Consider the following 17,422-nt stretch of genomic DNA (forward strand, 5'->3'; position numbering starts at 1 on the left):
CATCCAATGACGGATGAAGTCTTTATTTTTTTTCTACATTTTTAATCACATTCAATAATGCAGACAACCTATAAAACTTCTCTTTATCATTTTGATCTAACGCTTCATCAATCTGTTTTAAAATAGCTTCCTCTTGAAAAGTCTTCATACTATCTTGCAAAATTTCCTCTGCAAGCTGACGATCTGATTCGCTTATTTGTAAATAATTTGGCATATAAGGATTCTCCTCTAATACCGTTAAATATTCTCTACTTGGCGGAACCTTTGGAAAATTTAATTGGATGTACATCTCTTCATCTGAATGAAGTCTTAAATCATGGAAGGATTTTTCCGCATCTGCTGTCATAATATTCCCCCGATAGAAGCGAAATGGTATGCCAGATGATTCGGTTGTTGACATAACCATTGCTCGTGGGCAGTAATGTGCTTCTTCTACAAAATGAATATGTTCTAATAATTCATCATGACCAAGCAGATAATTCAAAATCCATACACACTCACGTCGTTTCATTTGGTACTTCTTTAAAAACCAGCGGACAAATTCTTTTTTGTCCAAGACAGAAACGGATGCGGTCATTTTGTATGAGCCTCCTCTCATTCAAAAGTTTGCAAAAGATCTTGCCAAGTAGGTTCTTCTGGTTGTAAAGCAATCAACTGTTTCACTACATCTTTTGCCTCAGCGCGTTTACCATCTTCAATCAAGAAATAAACGTATTTTTCAAGGAATAATGGATCTTCCTTATGGTCATTATATGCTAATTGATAAAAATCGTATGCACGTTCATAATTTTCTAATCGATCGTAAGAGATAGCTGCAAACGCCGATAAAGTGGACCAATCAAAACTTTCTTGCTCTAGTTTTTCGATTAGTTCAACAATTTCTTCATCTCGTTCTTCTTTTGAAAGGATCGAAACAAGGGTAATAATGGCTTCCATATATTCACTGTCTAACGCAATTGCTTGTCGTAAATATTGTTCAGCTTCTTCTGGTAGGCTGTTTTTAAGGGCCATTTTTCCTGCAAATAGATAAAGCTCTTTATCATACTCATCGCGAGTTATCCCCTCTTTGATCACTGCTAATGCTTGTTGATTATTTTCAAGCATCGCATAACTTTGCGCTAATAGCAGATAGGCTGAAAAGTAATCTGGATCTAAAGTTTTTAAATCCTCCGTGTATCGGATAGCTGTTTCATACATTTGTGATTGGAATGCAGAATAGGCTGCACCAAATAATAGGTCTGGTGATGTATTATCCTCAAGTGCTTTCATATAAAAAGTTAAGGCCTCTTCAAACGCCGCTCCTGCACGATGTACTTCTGCTAATCGCTCAACTAACCGTACACCTGCTATTTCAGTTTGTTCTTCGTACAATTCATGATAGATACGAGCTGCCTCCGTAAAACGTCCCATTTCCATTAATAATTCTGCTTTTGCAAAATGTAGTAAGGGTTCATCTGGCAATAAATCTAATGCTTCATCTATACGCTGCTCCGAAACTTCATATAACCCTTGCATTTGATAATAATCCGCCAAAGCCAATAAAACTTGTGGATACTCTGGTGCAGCATTGTCGATCGACATCAATAAATTTAATGCCTCATCCTCTTGTTCTCGCTCCATCAATAATGTAGCACGATCAATTTTAAGTTGCGCTTCATCTGGGAATAAATATAATAAGTGTTCTAATAATTCATCAGCTTCCTCTAAAAAGCCGAAATTCGTCAGCAACCCTATTACTTCATATTGTATAGAAGGATCTGCCTGTATTTTAAAATCTTCGAGAAGATTTTGAATGCCTTCTAAGTTCCCTTTTTGAATGGTATCAATCATTTTTTCCTGTATATCCATTTTGTCACCTGATTCTACTTTTTATGCCTTCATTAAGCTGAGCTACAACTTTAGCGCGGCTAAAAATAACTGCCCCTCGTACACTTTTTAACCTTCAATTGAATCATTAAAATAACCGCTTTCGATTTGGATTTTCCAATGATTTTCGAAGCTAGATGCACTGCCTTCGCTTTTAACATTATGCTACATGACTATGGCTTTATACACAAGGAAAAACTCTCCTAATATAGGAGAGTTTCTTGAGAACCTACTATTTTATAATTTTTTGAATATCTTCAAAGAATGTTGGATAAGATACCGCGATACACTCTATATCATCCAATTCGACAGCATCATCTATCAGCAAGGCCGCAATCGCGCCCATCATACCAATACGATGATCTCCGTATGTTTGAAGAGAGGCACCATGGAGCTCGCTGCCGCCATGAATAATCATGCCATCATCCGTTGCTTCGATGTCGGCACCCAATTTTTTTAACTCATTGACGACCGCCGTAATACGATCAGTTTCTTTTACTTTCAATTCAGCTGCATCTCGAATAACTGTCGTTCCTTTTGCCTTAGTAGCAAGTAAAGCAATAATCGGGATTTCATCAATCAAACGAGGGATTAGCTCACCATCTATTGTTATGGCTGCTAAATCAGATGTTCGAACCGTAATCGTAGCAGTAGGCTCAGCAGCTTCTTCATCAGCTACTATTATTCTCATATCAGCGCCCATTGCAGCTAATACATCAATAATTCCTGTCCGTGTGGGATTAAAACCGACATTATGCAGTGTGATTTCGCTATTTTCAGCCATTGCACCAGCTACTAAAAAGAATGCTGCAGAAGAAATATCGCCTGGTACATCTACATGTGTCGCGTGTAAAGTTTGTCCGCCTTTGTAAGATACGGTTCCGTTTTCTACAGTTATTTCTGCTCCAAATTGACGTAGCATTCTTTCAGTATGATCTCTTGAGACACTTTTCTCATGAATGACAGTAGTCCCTTCGGCTTGTAACGTTGCCAGTAAAATAGCTGATTTTACTTGTGCACTAGCTACGGGCATTGTATATTCAATCGCATGTAACGGACTACCTTTTATCGCTAAAGGTGTATACTGCCCATCCATTCTTCCTGTAATATGTGCACCCATTTTACGAAGTGGTGTAATCACACGTTTCATAGGTCTTTTTCCAATAGAAGCATCACCGTTTAGAATAGCATGTATGCTAGATCCAGCTAGTAACCCTAACATTAAACGAGTCGTTGTACCAGAATTTCCTGTATACAAAATATCGATAGGCTCTTTCCAATTTTTCATGCCTTGACTATCGATCACCACATTTGTATCATTCAGCTCGATTTCAACCCCAAGCTTTCTAAAACAGTCAATCGTACTTAAACAATCATCACCTAATAAAAAACCACTTACAGTTGTGCGACCTTCTGCAATACTCCCAAACATAATGGAACGGTGCGAAACAGATTTATCGCCAGGAACTGTAATGTCGCCATGTAGAATAGGCTTTTTATAATGTAGTCTTACATCTGCCAATTATGCAACCTCCTTTACGATATATATACCTCGTATGGGCTACGTTTTTCAATACAAGCAGCCGCCTTTGCTCGGTCATCTGCATTTTGGAAACTAACGACCAATATTCCGAAGATATCTTCACGTGTTTCTACAATTCGAATATTCGCAATACTAATTTGCTCATCAGCTAAATAAGCAGTGATTTCTGCAATACTCCCTGGATAATCAGGTACATCAATATACAAGTCATAAGTTGAATAAACCGCCCCTTGAGCAGTACTTGGAAGTTCATCTCTGAAAGCCTTTGCCTCCGCAAAGAAAGCTTCGATTTGTTGGTCATCTCCACTTTCCAATAGTGCTTGAACTCTTAACATTTCTTTTTGCCAATTAGCAAGTTGATGAATAATTTGCTTACGATTTTGCAGTGTAATATCACGCCATAAAATAGGATTAGATGATGCTACTCGCGTAATATCTCTGAATCCTCCAGCCGCTAGAAGCTTTGTTAAAGAATTATCTTTACTCTCTTTGGCGAGCTGATATACTAATGAAGCTGCTACGATATGTGGAAAGTGACTCACTACAGATGTCATTTGATCATGAGTTTCTGCTAAAACAGTCGTTAGTTTTGCCCGTGTATATTGAAGAACATTTTTTAACTGTTGTATTTTGTTTTCATCTTCATCTTCATGTGGTGTCAGCATATAATAAGCATTTTCAAAAAGATAAGGTTTTGCAGCAAGGACACCACTTTTATGAGAACCTGCCATTGGATGTCCTCCGATGAAAGTAATTCCCAAGTCTTTTAACTCAACTGCTTTTTGCATAATCAGTGATTTTGTACTTCCTGTATCAGTGACAATTATATTGTCAGGTAAATCCCAAGTTTTCAATCTTTCCATCCATTCGATCGTAGCATTAACTGGTGTAGCAAAAAGTAGGATATCTACATCTTTTACAGCCAACTCAGGTTGTTTTGTGACATCTTGCACGACACCTAGCACTTTGGCACTTTGAAGTGTTTTTTCGTTTGTGTCATAACCTATCACTTGAATATTCGATGATTTTTGTAAAGCCAATGCAATGGAACCACCGATTAGACCTAACCCTATGATAAGGACTTTTTGCTTCAAGAAAAGACGCCTTCTTCTTTTAAAATCTCTGTCAATTGTGCTAGTAATCCTTCATTTTGTGCTTGTGTGCCAATTGTCACTCGAATATATCCTGGTGTTCCAAGTGCATTACCACTTCGGATAATGAAACCACGTTGCATTAGTTTTTGGAATACAACATCACTATCTGCTTTTATTTCCATTAGCACAAAATTCGTATCTGATGGATAATAATGTAGATCATGTTCATCGCAATAGGCTTCGATTTGTTCCTTACCTTTTGTATTTTCCTCACGACATTTTTGAATATATGCTTGGTCTTGTAAAGCAACTTGAATAACAGCCTGACTTAACCCTGTATTATTAAATGGTCCTCTGACTGGATCTAATTTAGCGATTAAATCTTTATTGGCAATTCCATACCCAACTCGGAATGTGGCTAAGCCATATGCTTTTGAGAATGTACGCAAAATGATCAAATTAGGATAATCATGAATGTATGAAATCGTGTCTTTATGATTTTTATTTGTGACATATTCAAAATAAGCTTCATCTAATACGACTAGTACATCTTTGGGAACACGTTTTAAAAATGATTTCAGTGGTGCATCTTCTACAACGACACCTGTCGGATTATTTGGACTACATACCCATACAATCGCTGTATTTTCATCGATTTCTTTCAACATTGCATCCAAATCATGATTACCATCTTTTAATGGGACTTCACGAATTTCTGCACCTTCGATTCGGGCATTATGTGCATACTGAGAAAATGTAGGATTACCCATTACCGTATTCACGCCTGGGTGTAATAGAGCACGTGTAATAATACTGATCAATTCATCAGAACCGTTACCGAAAATTAGTTCATCTCCTGAAACGCCAAGATGTTTTGCGACAGCAGCACGCATATCTGTAGCATAACCATCTGGATATAAGGCAAAATTGAAAGACTCTTTCGCCAAAAACTCATGTACTTTTGGCGAACTACCAAATGGATTTTCATTGGAAGCCAATTTGACAATATGATCTAATCCAAATTCACGTTTTACCGCATCAATTGATTTTCCTGGTTGGTAAGCTTTCATGCCATTAATTTGTTCTTTCCATTTCATAAAAAAATCTCCTCTTTCCGGTAACATTTATTTTGCTAAATCTGGTCGTAACTTAATCGCATCATGCAAATAAATATGTCGAATGTCTTTTTGCTTTTCATCAGTATCCACATGTATTAATACACGAATACATAGTGGTAAAGCTCCAGGCACATTCATCTCGTGCATACACATAACAGGGACATAATTCCAATTTTCTAATGTACGAACAGCCTTTGCTGGAAAGGCCGAAACAATATCTGGAGTGGTAGAAACAATTACTGAAGCAACGTTTTCCGGTTCAATATGATTGGCAGCAATCATTTCTTGCATCAGATGAGTCGTTTCTTGTAACACAAGTTGAGCATCATCATGTTCAATCGTCACCGCGCCCCTTACGCCTCTAATCATAAGCTACCTCCTCTAATAATTTTCTTAAAAGATGATCCAATTCATGACATTCTTGTTGAGAAATTTGTTGAACGAATGGTTGACCAACTTTTCGTAATAAGACAAATTGCAAATGACCATATTCAGCTTTTTTATCTTTCATCAAATAACTGAGTAGTTCATCAAAAGTAAATTTTCTTACCGCTTCAAATGGATAACCATTTGAAAGGGCAAATTGTAAAAATTTCTTCGTGAATGAATGTGTAATGTCTCCATAACGTTCACTAAGTAATAGAGCATACACCATCCCAATCATAACAGCCTCTCCATGAGCTACCTTTCCAAAACCAGACGCAGCCTCTATTGCATGACCATATGTATGACCAAAGTTCAAATATTTTCGAACAGAGTGTTCTTCCTCATCTTGTTCCACAATATTGGCTTTGACACGAATACCTTGTTCTAAATTATGCTCTAATTGTTCTTTAGATAGTGACAGAATAGAAGGATAGTCCATCAGTTGCTGCAACCATTTTTCATCAGAAATCAAAGCATGCTTGATCACTTCTGCCATACCGGAACGGATTTCTCGTTGCGGTAAGCTTTCCAGAAAGTCAATATCATAAATAACGCCTTCTGGCTGATAAAAAGCACCAATCATATTTTTTCCTAGTGGATGGTTGATCGCCGTTTTTCCTCCAACTGCACTATCATGAGCCAAAATAGTTGTTGGTATTTGTATAAACGGCACACCTCTCATAAAAGTCGCGGCGACGAATCCTGTTAAATCGCCTACAGCCCCGCCTCCGAACGCAAATAAGAACGATTTTCGTGTGCATTTTTTTTCAAGAAGAAAAGTTTGGGCAGCAAAGTAATGATCAAATGTTTTACAAGCTTCTCCACCAGGCAGAACAAACACGTCAAATGGAAATGGAAAATTATTTGTAAATGGTTCTTTGTAAATTTTCCATACATGTTCATCTGTAAAAACAATCAAACGATCAGCTTTTGAAATTTTCTCTTCAAATGACTGAACGGCTTTTGTCAAATGACCGCTGCCAATTTGTACTTCATAAGCATGTGATCGTGCCTTAACAGGAATATTCATTTTTAAAACTCCTTCGCATATAGCTTCATTGCATCGATTTGTGCTTTCAATTGCTCTAATTGATCGCTATGGAACTGCTCCACAATCGCTTTGGCAATTTCAAATGCAACAACATGTTCTGCAACAACGGATGCAGCTGGAACTGCACAACTATCTGAGCGTTCAACACTTGCTTTAAATGGTTCCTTCGTCTCTATATCCACACTTTGAAGCGGTTTATATAAAGTAGGAATCGGTTTCATAACTCCTCTTATGATGATTGGCATTCCTGTAGACATTCCGCCTTCTAGACCACCTAAACGGTTCGTGCGTCGTGTATACCCATTTTCTTCAGACCAAAGTATTTCATCATGCACTTCACTACCTTTTAAATGTGCCATTTCAAAACCTAAGCCGAATTCCACACCTTTAAACGCATTAATACTTAACATAGCCGCAGCTAGTTTGGCATCTAGTTTTCGATCATAATGCACGTATGAACCAATTCCTGCAGGTAATCCTTCCACAATCACTTCCACAACTCCACCAATAGAATCGCCTGCTTCTTTTGCCGAATCGATCGCTTCTACCATTTTTGCAGAAGCTACTGGATCTGCACAATAGCATGGATCTGCTTCAACAATATCACGAATTTCATCTGCAGATTTACCAGCAATCGATTGATGGTCAGCTATTATCCCGCCAATTTCGGTAACGTGAGAAACAATACGAATTCCTAGTTCGTTGATCAAAGCTTTTGCTACTGCGCCAACTGCAACTCTAACAGTCGTTTCTCTAGCGGAAGATCGTTCGAGAACATTTCGTAAATCACGATGTCCGTATTTAATCCCGCCTACTAAATCTGCATGTCCTGGACGTGGTCTCGATATTTTTCTTTTTATATCATCGGGATTTACATCATCTGCTAAAGGCTCTGCTCCCATGATTTTTGTCCAGTGTTTCCAATCATCATTTTTAACAACTAATGCCACTGGAGATCCTAACGTTTTGCCGTGTCGAACACCAGAAGCAATTTCTACCGTATCTGTTTCAATTTGCATACGGCGGCCTCTACCATGACCACCTTGGCGACGCTTCAATTCTTTATTGATCATCTCAGCAGTTAATGGTAATTGTGCTGGCAATCCCTCTATAATCGTTGTTAGTTGCGGACCATGTGATTCTCCTGCTGTTAAATATCGCATGACACTTTCTCCCTTCAACTCGTTAAAGTATGTATTTTTCACTATAACATATTTTAGCGTAAAAAAGCAGTAAGTAGTGAAAATTTTTCAATAATCCTATCAGGCTTGTGGATGATCTAAGTCCCCCATAATCCTCCACTTTTGATATGGGGGCCTACTTCCATTAATGTAATACAAAATTTTCCAATTCACATTTTACGATAAAAGAAGGTATCCTCTATATCAAAAGAATATCTTGCTGGGTTGAAAATTTGTTCGGTGCTGCCTACAAATAATACTCCCCCTGAATGTAGTGCATGGCTAAAACTCTGATAAATTTTATCTTTAGCTTCTTCTGTAAAATAAATCATGACATTCCGACAAACGATCAAATCAAAATTACTATCATAAGTGTCTTTTAATAAATTGTGTTTTTTGAATGTCACCGTTCGCTTAATTTCATCCTGCACTTTAAAAAACGCACCGTTTTGCTCAAAATATTTAGTTTTGATATTAGCTGGGACTTCTACTATCGATCTTTCAGGATAAACGCCAGCTTTTGCCTTAGCAATCGCATTTTCATCTATGTCTGTCGCCAAAATCGAAATTTGCGATAATGGCAAGTAATTGGAAAGAACCATTGCTAAAGAATAGGGTTCTTCACCCGTTGAACAAGCAGCACTCCAAATTTTAAGTCTTTTATTATTCTGTAATAGTCTTGGTAATATTTTATTTTGCAATACTTCCCAACGTTTTCCATTACGATAAAATTCAGATACATTGATCGTCATTCGATCTAGAAATTCATTAAGAAGCTTTTGATCTCTTTCAATACCTTTAAAAAATTCACTGAAACTTTTAAATCCTCTTTTTTCATAAAGGGATGTTAAGCGTCTTTTCATTTGTGCTTCTTTATATAATGCTAGATCAATACCCGTTTTACGTTTAATATTTACAATAAATTGTTCGTAATCAGTTGTCATATGAGAATCTTCCCTCTCTATAGTCCTATGTCCATTATACCGGATAAAAAATGAATCTTAAATAGAAGAATAGAGAGATTATTTAAAAATAAGCTATATTAAACCAGGTGTGTTGATTATGCAATTTTCTCCATAAATATAGAGAGAATTCGTTGATTTCCGCTACGGCTTGCTCGCTTTCCTGTTGGCGGGCGCTGAGTGCAACAGGTGTTGGTCACGGAATCGTTGCCACAGGACATGGCGCCCTTAGACTCCGTTCCTTAATCGCTACGCTCGTGCAGGGTCTCAACTGTTCGCTTTTCCCGCGGGACATTGAATTGCCTTCATCGAATCGACATCGCACGAAGGAAATGCGTTCATTTTCGAGGACTCGAGCAAGCCGCAGCGAAGATCTACATAAATGGAGCTAAAAATACATGCTTTTTAAGGAATATGACAAATACATTTCCCGATTTCTTCCTAATCAACACATCTGATATTAAACAGTACTCACGAATTTTTACTAAAACCCAAATAGCAAAAGGCACGAATGCTATTCAATTCAACATTCGTGCCTTTTTCAGTTTACAGGTTTTGCTTCAGAAAATGATGAAACAATTCCTTTTTATCTATCCTAGTGTAATTCGTCTTCTCTGAAGAATAAACCAATTTCACGTTCTGCAGAAGCTAATGAATCAGAACCATGGATGACATTGTGAGATACTGTAGTTGAGTAATCGCCACGAATTGTGCCAGGTGCAGATTGTTCTGGGTTAGTAGCCCCCATCATTAAACGAGCAACAGAAATTACATTTTCGCCTTCCCATACCATTGCGAATACTGGACCAGAAGTGATGAATTCGACTAATTCACCGAAGAATGGTTTATCTGCATGTTCTGCATAGTGTTTTTCTGCTAATTCTTTCGTAATTTGCATAAGTTTTGCTCCTCTAAGAACAAAACCTTTGCGTTCAAAACGGTCAACGATGTCTCCAACTAATTGGCGTTGGACACCATCTGGTTTTACCATTAAAAATGTTTTTTGGATAGCCATTGTACAATTACAACTCCTTAATATTATCTGGGCTCAAGCCCTACTTGAAAATATTATCATTGTACAACATAATGTTCAACAACTACGTTAAAATTTCCGTTTTCCCATATAGATTGCTATGTCTTTTAATGATTTTTTTACAGAATTACTTGGCAAAGCTTCTACTTCTCTTAGTGCCTTTTGTAAATACAAATTGCTAATACGATAGGATTCTTCTATCGCATCAGATTGTCGGATCTTCTTTAGAAAAGCCTGTCTTTCGTCTTCTTTCATCGTACCATTCAGTGCTTGATTAATGAAGGGACGCATGTCAGCGTTTTCTTTCACCAATAAAACGGGTAGTGTAATATTCCCTTGCATTAAGTCACTGCCAGCCGGCTTTCCAAGTTGTTTGTCCGAAGCCGTTAAATCTAAAACATCGTCAATGATTTGGTAAGACATCCCTACGTAGTAGCCAAATCGCTTTAAATGACTAGCAACTTTTTCATCAACCCCTGCAGCGATTGCTCCTAAATAGCAGCTAGATGAAATCAACAAGGCTGTTTTTCTTTTAATACGTCTAAAATAATCACGAATATTTTGCTCTAAATACATTTTATCTTCGATTTGAATAATTTCACCTATACAAATTTCAACCATCGTCTTAGACAAAATTTCATGCGCTTTTTGGTTTTCGATTTTCGTTATATTTTCGATTGCTTTAGCAAAAATAAAATCGCCAGTGTACATAGCAACACGATTATTCCATTGCGATTTAACGGTAGGCCGTCCTCTACGTAATTCAGAATCATCAATAACATCGTCATGAACAAGTGAAGCCATATGAACTAACTCAAGTGCTACAGCAACGTTTTTTATCTGATGAATATCATATCGGCCAAATTTGGCAGCAAGCAAAACAAAAACTGGCCGTATACGTTTTCCGCCAGCTTTCAGCAAATGGAGAGAGGCATCTTTCAAATAGTGTGAAGATGAATCCAACGCTGTTTCCAATTCTCTTTCGATGACCTTTATATCTGACTGTAAATCAGCATAAAGAAACTTTAACTTCATCTTTTCCACGCGTTTAAACCTTCCCCCACACTAGATTTCTTTCTTATAACCCATATGCATAGCAGCTGCTCCACCGCTATAAGATTTATAAATCACATTTTGTAATCCGACTTCTTCAAACATTTTCTTTAACTTTTTCATTCCTGGGAAATCTTTTGCTGATTCTTGTAACCAAGAGTATTCTTTATAACTTTTCGCAAAAATTTTTCCGAAAAATGGCATGATATAATGGAAATAGAATCGGAATAATTGACGATAACCAGGAATTTCTGATTGGGAAGTTTCAAGGCATACTACTTTGCCACCCGGTTTTACAACACGACTCATTTCACGAAGTACTTGCATATAATCAGGAACATTGCGCAATCCAAAGCCGATGGTTACATAGTCAAATGTATTATCTGGGAAGGGTAATTCCATTGCATTTCCTTGAATTAGTTTAATTTGCTTTATATCCTTTGTTTTTTCTAATCCAACATTTAACATATTTTGACTAAAATCTAGGCCAGTAACATGTCCTGTTTCGCCTACAGCTTCAGCTAATGCAATCGTCCAATCTGCAGTCCCACAGCACACATCAAGAGCATTAGATCCCGGTTGCACTGCCATTCGCTCCATTGTGTCTTTTCGCCAATTTTTATGCATTTGAAAACTTATGACAGAATTCATCTTATCGTAACTATCAGAAATACTCTCAAAAACTTCATGCACACGTTGTTCTTTCGATTGTGGTGTCACTATAAATCAACCTTCTCTCATCGTTTGATGTTCTGACATATCACTTTCGATATGCTGCAACATTATTGTTTTCACTTCATCTAGCAGAAAAGGAGAAGATTTAATACTTCGAATTAAATTAGATGAAAGATCAGAAATTTGATATTGAAGAATTTGCTCATATGACAGACCCGCATATTCTTTTTGTTGCTCTAAAACTCTCTTAACACGTGTATTTTGATGCAATTCTTGATATTGTTGCAATTCATGTTTGAATCTAGTAAGAACTAAACCTTGGCAAGCAATATCAATATAAGCGTCAAAATCAAAACGTTTTAAAAATTGTTCAATGGTCTTTGTCTCAATCACCTGAAGTATCTCAAACCATTCTTTAACATCTCTTTTTTCCGGCTCATACAAGGCCGTTTTGCATTCGCTGATTTCAACGACCGCCTCCGATAAGGTGCGTATAAGTGGAATATCTGAGATCGATGCAAGTGTAGTATAATACATGCCGCTATAATAATCTCCGGCAAGTACAGTCAGTTGTTGGCTTTTGGAAGTAGCATCCTGTTCATCAATTTTCTCATGCTCATGTAAAGCCGCATTAATCATTGCAACAGCACTCGCTGCCTTTTCATGTCGCGCTGACCAATGTTCTCCATTGATCTTAGGCAACAGTAAATAGAGCAGTTGACTGTCTTCAACAACTGGTTGACCTGTAAATTGAAGGAGCGTTCTATGATGCAATTGCATTAAAATATTTTTTTTTAGTTGTGATACTTGTTTTTCAATATAAGCTGCATTCATAAACTTTTCTCCATTCAGTTTGATTCCTGTTGTCATCCTTGTTTTCAATCATTTTTAGTTATTATAATTATTTATTTGAATCGCTTTCAACAATTCCGAAAGCAGTTTGGATTTCTGCTTTACCGCGAATCTTCATAGCGGAAGTATGCTCAGTAAATTGTGCAATCATCACTTCACCATTATCTAACTTCTCAGAATGATGGAATTTTGTATCATTTCCACGAGTTAGGCCAATGACATGTACTCCATCTTCCTTTGCACGAACTACAACATAATCATTTTGAGCCATTTAAACTTTCTCCTTATTTTCGACTTTTCTCCAATCATCATACCACAAAAAAACTCGAATTTTAAGACATTTGAATGAATGAAAGTATTTCTGAACGTTTTGCTTCATCGTTCTCAAAAATACCCTTTGCTACAGAAGTGACTGTTTTGGAACCGGGTTTTTTGATACCGCGCATTGTCATACACATATGCTCTGCTTCAACAACTACATAAACCCCTTGTGGATTCAGCATTTCCATTAAAATATCTGCAATCGTACCTGTGATACGCTCTTGCAATTGAGGACGATGCGAAACCGTTTCAACTGTCCGTGCTAACTTACTCAAACCTGCAACTACCCCATTTTGAGGAATATATGCAACATGGACTTTTCCGTAAAAAGGAACTAAATGATGCTCACACATAGAATAAAATGGAATATCTTTCACAAGTACTACTTCATCATGTCCTTCATGGAAAATCGTTTCAAAATATTGTCTCGGATCTTCATGAAGCCCTTGGAACATCTCTTCGTACATTTTAGCTACTCGCTTTGGTGTATCTAAAAGCCCTTCTCTTTGTGGATTTTCACCGATTGCTTCTAAAATCATTGTTACAGCTTTTTCTATTTTTTCTAAATCTACATTCATCGTTAAATGATCTATTTTTTCAAAGTTTTTTTCAATCACCATAAATCCTCCAATATATCAACAAAGAGTCTTAAAATGAGATTACCACACAAGTAAAGTAATCGCAAAATATGTGGGCGAATTTTATTTTTTGCTGCCAGCTTATGTTAAAACCACTTTGGAATAGGCTTTAGAAAATTACGTAACGCTTTACCCCCAACTCCATCTGGTTATATTTTCAACTTTTCATTGCTTATTCATCATGAACTTTTATCGCTCCACAAAAAAAGAGCAGCCCAAAGGCTACTCTATGTAAAACAGATGCTTGTACTATTTGACAGCATCTTTAAGCGCTTTACCTGGTTTAAACGCAGGTACTTTACTTGCTGCGATTTCAATTTCTTTACCTGTTTGTGGGTTACGACCTTTACGAGCCGCACGTTCACGTACTTCAAAGTTACCAAAACCGATCAATTGAACTTTATCACCCTTTGCAAGAGCTGCTTGGATAGTTTCAAATACTGCTTCAACTGCTTTAGAAGCATCTTTTTTAGAAAGAGCTGCAGTTTCTGCAACAGAGTTAACTAATTCTGTTTTATTCACACCATTCACCTCCTCTCAAAGGGGCTTTACTAAATCATGTAAAAAGATTATCACAACAACTTTTGCTATGCAACAATATTTATACTCCTTTTCCCAACTTTAAGCAAATAAAATCTCAATTCCATACAAAAAAGGCCAATTTACCTACCGGAAATTGACCTTAAAGTTAAAATATTTAATTTATAAAATAAGTGTAACCATTCCTTGATCGCCCTTATTCACCATCTTTTCAACGGTTTGGCGCATTCTAGCCTTTGCATGTTTAGGTACCGATTCTGTTTTATAGGCAATACTTTCTTTCATCACTTCAAATAATGGCGTACCAAATATTTGAGTTTCCCATAGTTTTTCACGATCATGCAAATAGGCATACGTTAAATCTTTCAACAATTGCTGACTATAAAACTCTGAGCCAATAAGTGGAGAAAATTCCGCTTCCATATCAATACGCAAAATATGATAAGAAGGTGCCTTAACCTCCATTCGAACACCAAAGAAATTATTTTGTTTAATGATTTCGGGTCTAGTAGGCTCGAACTCTTGTAATGTTGGTAGGGTCACACCATATCCCTCTTTGTTGGCTTGCTCAATTGCTTTGTGGAATCGTTGATATGATTTTTTCGCAAGTTGTGATTCTTTGATAAATAATAGCCAATCTTTCTTACTTTGGATTGGCTCTTCTAGCCACTCTTCACAGATCGATTTAAAAATTTCGTTTTTTAATTGTAAAGAAATGATGGCATGCCCTAATCCGGCATCAATGTTTTTTACTTGAGCTGATGCAATAAATTCTTCCTGTAAGAGTTCCTGCGTCAAACGTTCAATATCTCGAATTTTATTGACGGACGCTTTCCAATTATCGATTGATTGTTTGATTAATTTATTTAACTCATGTTGTTCATCTAATACATCTAGCCAATCCGGTTTTTCTACTTCCAACTTGGCAATCGGGAACTCATAAAGTGCCTCTTCTAAAATATGCCGAACCTCAGTTAGTGACATTTGGTCAACGGAAGTAGAAATAACAGGGGCACTATAGCGCTCTTTTAATTCTTTACATAATTCTTTTGCATTCGTATGAGCAGGCATTTTGCTGTTCACAACAATAACAAACGGTTTACCAATTTCCTGTAATTGTCCAATAATCTCTTCTTCCGCTTTACAAACGGCCTCTCTTGGAATACCGTTTACTGTACCATCAGTTGTCAAAACTACACCAATATTAGCATGCTCCCTAATAATTTTATCAGTTCCAATTTTAGCTGCTTCTTCGAATGGTATCGGATCATTATGCCAAGGGGTATGTACTAATTTGGGACCATTTTCATCCTCATACCCTTTAACACCATCAATAATATAGCCAACACAATCAGCAAATCGTATTTTAAATGGCATGTCTTGATTGCCAACAGCAATTTGTGCTCCGTTCGCTGGAATAAATTTTGGCTCTGTCGTCATAATTACTGGTCCCGGAGAACTTTGTGGTAGCTCATCTTGTGCTCGTTGGCGTTCTTTTTCATCTTGCATGTTTGGTAATACCATAATATCCATTACACGCTTCGTAAACGTTGATTTTCCTACTCTTACTGGGCCGACAACACCAATATAAATATCACCGTTTGTACGTGTTGCTACTTGCTCGTACACTTCTTGCGACATCATCTTTCCCCCTTTTTTTCAGCACTATATCCTATGCACACAAAAAGCGTTTCATGCACAAGTCATGAAACGCTTTTGAAGATCCCTTATTTCTTATTTGATGTTGTTAAAAATTCTACTTCATTCTTGTCATTTACAGTATATGGCAATGAATAAGCGGGTAGAATTGGATATTTGTCAGAAAGCAAATAGCGAATATCTTCACCAGATTTTACTTTCACTTTGTCTTCATTGATGATTTTTTGCAATTCAATTGAGTAATCGATACAAATTTCACCGCTCCCCTTCACAACTAAAGGTAAATTTGTGTTTGAATAGGGACTTGGAACTGTTGGTGCTTTTTTATAACCCATTTTTTTATAGTCAAATTGATAGACATCATCTTTGATCTGTCTTGAAATAGGCACAAATCCGTTGACACCTTTTTTTATATTTAATTCACGAATGGTCTCAGAACCACGTAGATCCACTAATTTCACTTCAGGATGTTTACTTTCAGCATGCCAAATGACATATTGATAAATGCCACCTTTTTCAAAGGAATTTCCAGGGGCTTTAGCGATATAACCTTGTGTTAATTTGTCGAAATTAATCGGATACTTAATATATTGATCCACATCTTGATCTCGATTTTGGATTGGTAATAACCCACCATTATCCTTTCTAAATTGGTCGACTGCCTTTTGAACTGTTGATAATTGGGCCTCATCAGGTATCTGATTCTCTCCTTTTTCGCTATCAGGATACATACAACCGGATAAGACAACTGTCATTATTGATATAAACAATATTAAATATATTTTTCTCATGTAATCCCCTCATGTTCTTGATGATCAAAAAGTCATAACAACAAACACCATCGTTAAAAATCCAATGATGAGGAAAATATAGGCGATCAAAGCCACTATTGTACTTAAAATTCTATTACTTATTTTCTGTCTGCTTAAATAGATTAACCCTGAAGCAATTAGCAAAAAGCCAATAGAATAAAAGGATATCCACATCATATTCATTGGCGATATACCTTTGCCTGTAAGCAATACTAAATCTGTCAACAGTACAACCACCTTTCATATGTACAGTGAGGATCGTTTCTCACAGATGACAGTATAACATAAAAGCAAGAGATGAATCATGCTCACTCCTTGTTTCAACTAACCAATTAAGCACGAGTGTAAGAAGATTCTGTCTAATAATACGGTTGAAATTTACTGCATGCCACTATAAGTCAACACACTCTCTATAAGCAAAATTTTATCAATATTTTTCAATTCAAAAACGCGAACATTCTAATAAATAATTTCTTTAATATTCAGATTGTATGTTTCACCACATACAATGTTCTTTTCGGATAAGTGTCGAATTCTTTCTGAATCAAAAGTAAAGTATTAGATGTAAACTACTTTCTTCGCGTTGCTTAGCTCACTG

The 17,422-nt window shown here is 36.8% G+C and carries 19 protein-coding genes; all 19 read right to left on the reverse strand.

The window, feature by feature from the left end:
- Window positions 1-22 precede the first annotated feature (22 nt).
- The 19 genes from FEU33_RS09800 to FEU33_RS09890 all read right to left on the reverse strand — a co-directional run bounded on the left by FEU33_RS09800 (window position 23) and on the right by FEU33_RS09890 (window position 17,049).
- Window positions 23-577, reverse strand: coding sequence for a ReoY family proteolytic degradation factor (locus tag FEU33_RS09800; RefSeq protein WP_146549190.1), 555 nt, complete (start codon window positions 575-577; stop codon window positions 23-25).
- A 17-nt stretch (window positions 578-594) separates the two neighbouring features.
- A complete protein-coding gene (locus tag FEU33_RS09805; RefSeq protein ID WP_146549191.1) occupies window positions 595-1,848 on the reverse strand; it encodes a tetratricopeptide repeat protein in 1,254 nt (417 codons plus the stop codon).
- Window positions 1,849-2,098: 250 nt separating this feature from the next.
- A complete protein-coding gene (gene aroA / locus FEU33_RS09810; protein ID WP_146549192.1) occupies window positions 2,099-3,388 on the reverse strand; it encodes a 3-phosphoshikimate 1-carboxyvinyltransferase in 1,290 nt (429 codons plus the stop codon).
- Between the two features lie 14 nt (window positions 3,389-3,402).
- The gene (locus FEU33_RS09815; protein WP_146549193.1) at window positions 3,403-4,503 is read right to left on the reverse strand and encodes a prephenate dehydrogenase; all 1,101 of its coding nucleotides are present in this window, start codon (window positions 4,501-4,503) and stop codon (window positions 3,403-3,405) included.
- Window positions 4,500-5,600 (reverse strand): histidinol-phosphate transaminase, encoded by a 1,101-nt coding sequence (gene hisC, locus FEU33_RS09820; protein ID WP_146549194.1) that lies wholly within the window; start codon window positions 5,598-5,600, stop codon window positions 4,500-4,502. The genes FEU33_RS09815 and hisC overlap by 4 nt, the downstream gene beginning before the upstream one ends.
- Before the next feature lie 27 nt (window positions 5,601-5,627).
- Window positions 5,628-5,990 carry a chorismate mutase gene (gene aroH / locus FEU33_RS09825; protein WP_146549195.1) on the reverse strand — a complete coding sequence of 121 codons (363 nt, stop codon included), beginning with the start codon at window positions 5,988-5,990 and terminating at the stop codon, window positions 5,628-5,630.
- Entirely contained in the window at window positions 5,983-7,077 is a 1,095-nt protein-coding gene (aroB, locus tag FEU33_RS09830; protein WP_146549196.1) for a 3-dehydroquinate synthase, read from the reverse strand. The genes aroH and aroB overlap by 8 nt, the downstream gene beginning before the upstream one ends.
- A 2-nt stretch (window positions 7,078-7,079) precedes the next feature.
- On the reverse strand, window positions 7,080-8,261 hold the full coding sequence (gene aroC / locus FEU33_RS09835; protein WP_146549197.1) for a chorismate synthase: 1,182 nt from the start codon (window positions 8,259-8,261) through the stop codon (window positions 7,080-7,082).
- 188 nt (window positions 8,262-8,449) lie between these two features.
- Window positions 8,450-9,223, reverse strand: coding sequence for a CheR family methyltransferase (locus tag FEU33_RS09840; protein WP_146549198.1), 774 nt, complete (start codon window positions 9,221-9,223; stop codon window positions 8,450-8,452).
- Window positions 9,224-9,836: 613 nt separating this feature from the next.
- On the reverse strand, window positions 9,837-10,256 hold the full coding sequence (gene ndk / locus FEU33_RS09845) for a nucleoside-diphosphate kinase (protein ID WP_146549199.1): 420 nt from the start codon (window positions 10,254-10,256) through the stop codon (window positions 9,837-9,839).
- A gap of 87 nt (window positions 10,257-10,343) precedes the next feature.
- Window positions 10,344-11,318 carry a heptaprenyl diphosphate synthase component II gene (gene hepT, locus FEU33_RS09850; RefSeq protein WP_186731376.1) on the reverse strand — a complete coding sequence of 325 codons (975 nt, stop codon included), beginning with the start codon at window positions 11,316-11,318 and terminating at the stop codon, window positions 10,344-10,346.
- Window positions 11,319-11,339: 21 nt separating this feature from the next.
- Window positions 11,340-12,047, reverse strand: a complete 708-nt coding sequence (locus FEU33_RS09855; protein WP_146549200.1) for a demethylmenaquinone methyltransferase — start codon at window positions 12,045-12,047, stop codon at window positions 11,340-11,342.
- A 6-nt stretch (window positions 12,048-12,053) separates the two neighbouring features.
- Complete coding sequence (locus tag FEU33_RS09860; protein WP_186731377.1) at window positions 12,054-12,836, reverse strand: heptaprenyl diphosphate synthase component 1; 783 nt, start codon at window positions 12,834-12,836, stop codon at window positions 12,054-12,056.
- A 67-nt stretch (window positions 12,837-12,903) separates the two neighbouring features.
- Window positions 12,904-13,125 (reverse strand): trp RNA-binding attenuation protein MtrB, encoded by a 222-nt coding sequence (gene mtrB, locus FEU33_RS09865; protein ID WP_146549202.1) that lies wholly within the window; start codon window positions 13,123-13,125, stop codon window positions 12,904-12,906.
- Window positions 13,126-13,186: 61 nt separating this feature from the next.
- Complete coding sequence (gene folE, locus FEU33_RS09870; RefSeq protein WP_146549964.1) at window positions 13,187-13,753, reverse strand: GTP cyclohydrolase I FolE; 567 nt, start codon at window positions 13,751-13,753, stop codon at window positions 13,187-13,189.
- Window positions 13,754-14,062: 309 nt separating this feature from the next.
- A complete protein-coding gene (locus FEU33_RS09875) occupies window positions 14,063-14,335 on the reverse strand; it encodes an HU family DNA-binding protein (RefSeq protein WP_146549203.1) in 273 nt (90 codons plus the stop codon).
- Window positions 14,336-14,515: 180 nt separating this feature from the next.
- Complete coding sequence (spoIVA, locus tag FEU33_RS09880; RefSeq protein ID WP_146549204.1) at window positions 14,516-15,994, reverse strand: stage IV sporulation protein A; 1,479 nt, start codon at window positions 15,992-15,994, stop codon at window positions 14,516-14,518.
- Between the two features lie 86 nt (window positions 15,995-16,080).
- Window positions 16,081-16,803, reverse strand: coding sequence for a hypothetical protein (locus FEU33_RS09885; RefSeq protein ID WP_146549205.1), 723 nt, complete (start codon window positions 16,801-16,803; stop codon window positions 16,081-16,083).
- 24 nt (window positions 16,804-16,827) lie between these two features.
- Window positions 16,828-17,049: a DUF2768 domain-containing protein gene (locus FEU33_RS09890; RefSeq protein WP_243881117.1), complete on the reverse strand. Its 222-nt coding sequence runs from the start codon at window positions 17,047-17,049 to the stop codon at window positions 16,828-16,830.
- Window positions 17,050-17,422: the final 373 nt, after the last annotated feature.

Source organism: Rummeliibacillus suwonensis, assembly GCF_007896435.1.
Classification (GTDB): domain Bacteria; phylum Bacillota; class Bacilli; order Bacillales_A; family Planococcaceae; genus Rummeliibacillus; species Rummeliibacillus suwonensis.

Coding starts and splice junctions, on each gene's coding strand:
- FEU33_RS09800 (WP_146549190.1), bottom strand. CDS start 577: ATGACCGCATCCGTTTCTGTCTTGGACAAAAAAGAATTTGTCCGCTGG.
- FEU33_RS09805 (WP_146549191.1), bottom strand. CDS start 1,848: ATGGATATACAGGAAAAAATGATTGATACCATTCAAAAAGGGAACTTA.
- hisC (WP_146549194.1), bottom strand. CDS start 5,600: ATGAAATGGAAAGAACAAATTAATGGCATGAAAGCTTACCAACCAGGA.
- aroH (WP_146549195.1), bottom strand. CDS start 5,990: ATGATTAGAGGCGTAAGGGGCGCGGTGACGATTGAACATGATGATGCT.
- aroB (WP_146549196.1), bottom strand. CDS start 7,077: ATGAATATTCCTGTTAAGGCACGATCACATGCTTATGAAGTACAAATT.
- aroC (WP_146549197.1), bottom strand. CDS start 8,261: ATGCGATATTTAACAGCAGGAGAATCACATGGTCCGCAACTAACAACG.
- FEU33_RS09840 (WP_146549198.1), bottom strand. CDS start 9,223: ATGACAACTGATTACGAACAATTTATTGTAAATATTAAACGTAAAACG.
- ndk (WP_146549199.1), bottom strand. CDS start 10,256: ATGGCTATCCAAAAAACATTTTTAATGGTAAAACCAGATGGTGTCCAA.
- FEU33_RS09860 (WP_186731377.1), bottom strand. CDS start 12,836: ATGAATGCAGCTTATATTGAAAAACAAGTATCACAACTAAAAAAAAAT.
- mtrB (WP_146549202.1), bottom strand. CDS start 13,125: ATGGCTCAAAATGATTATGTTGTAGTTCGTGCAAAGGAAGATGGAGTA.
- folE (WP_146549964.1), bottom strand. CDS start 13,753: ATGAATGTAGATTTAGAAAAAATAGAAAAAGCTGTAACAATGATTTTA.
- spoIVA (WP_146549204.1), bottom strand. CDS start 15,994: ATGTCGCAAGAAGTGTACGAGCAAGTAGCAACACGTACAAACGGTGAT.
- FEU33_RS09885 (WP_146549205.1), bottom strand. CDS start 16,803: ATGAGAAAAATATATTTAATATTGTTTATATCAATAATGACAGTTGTC.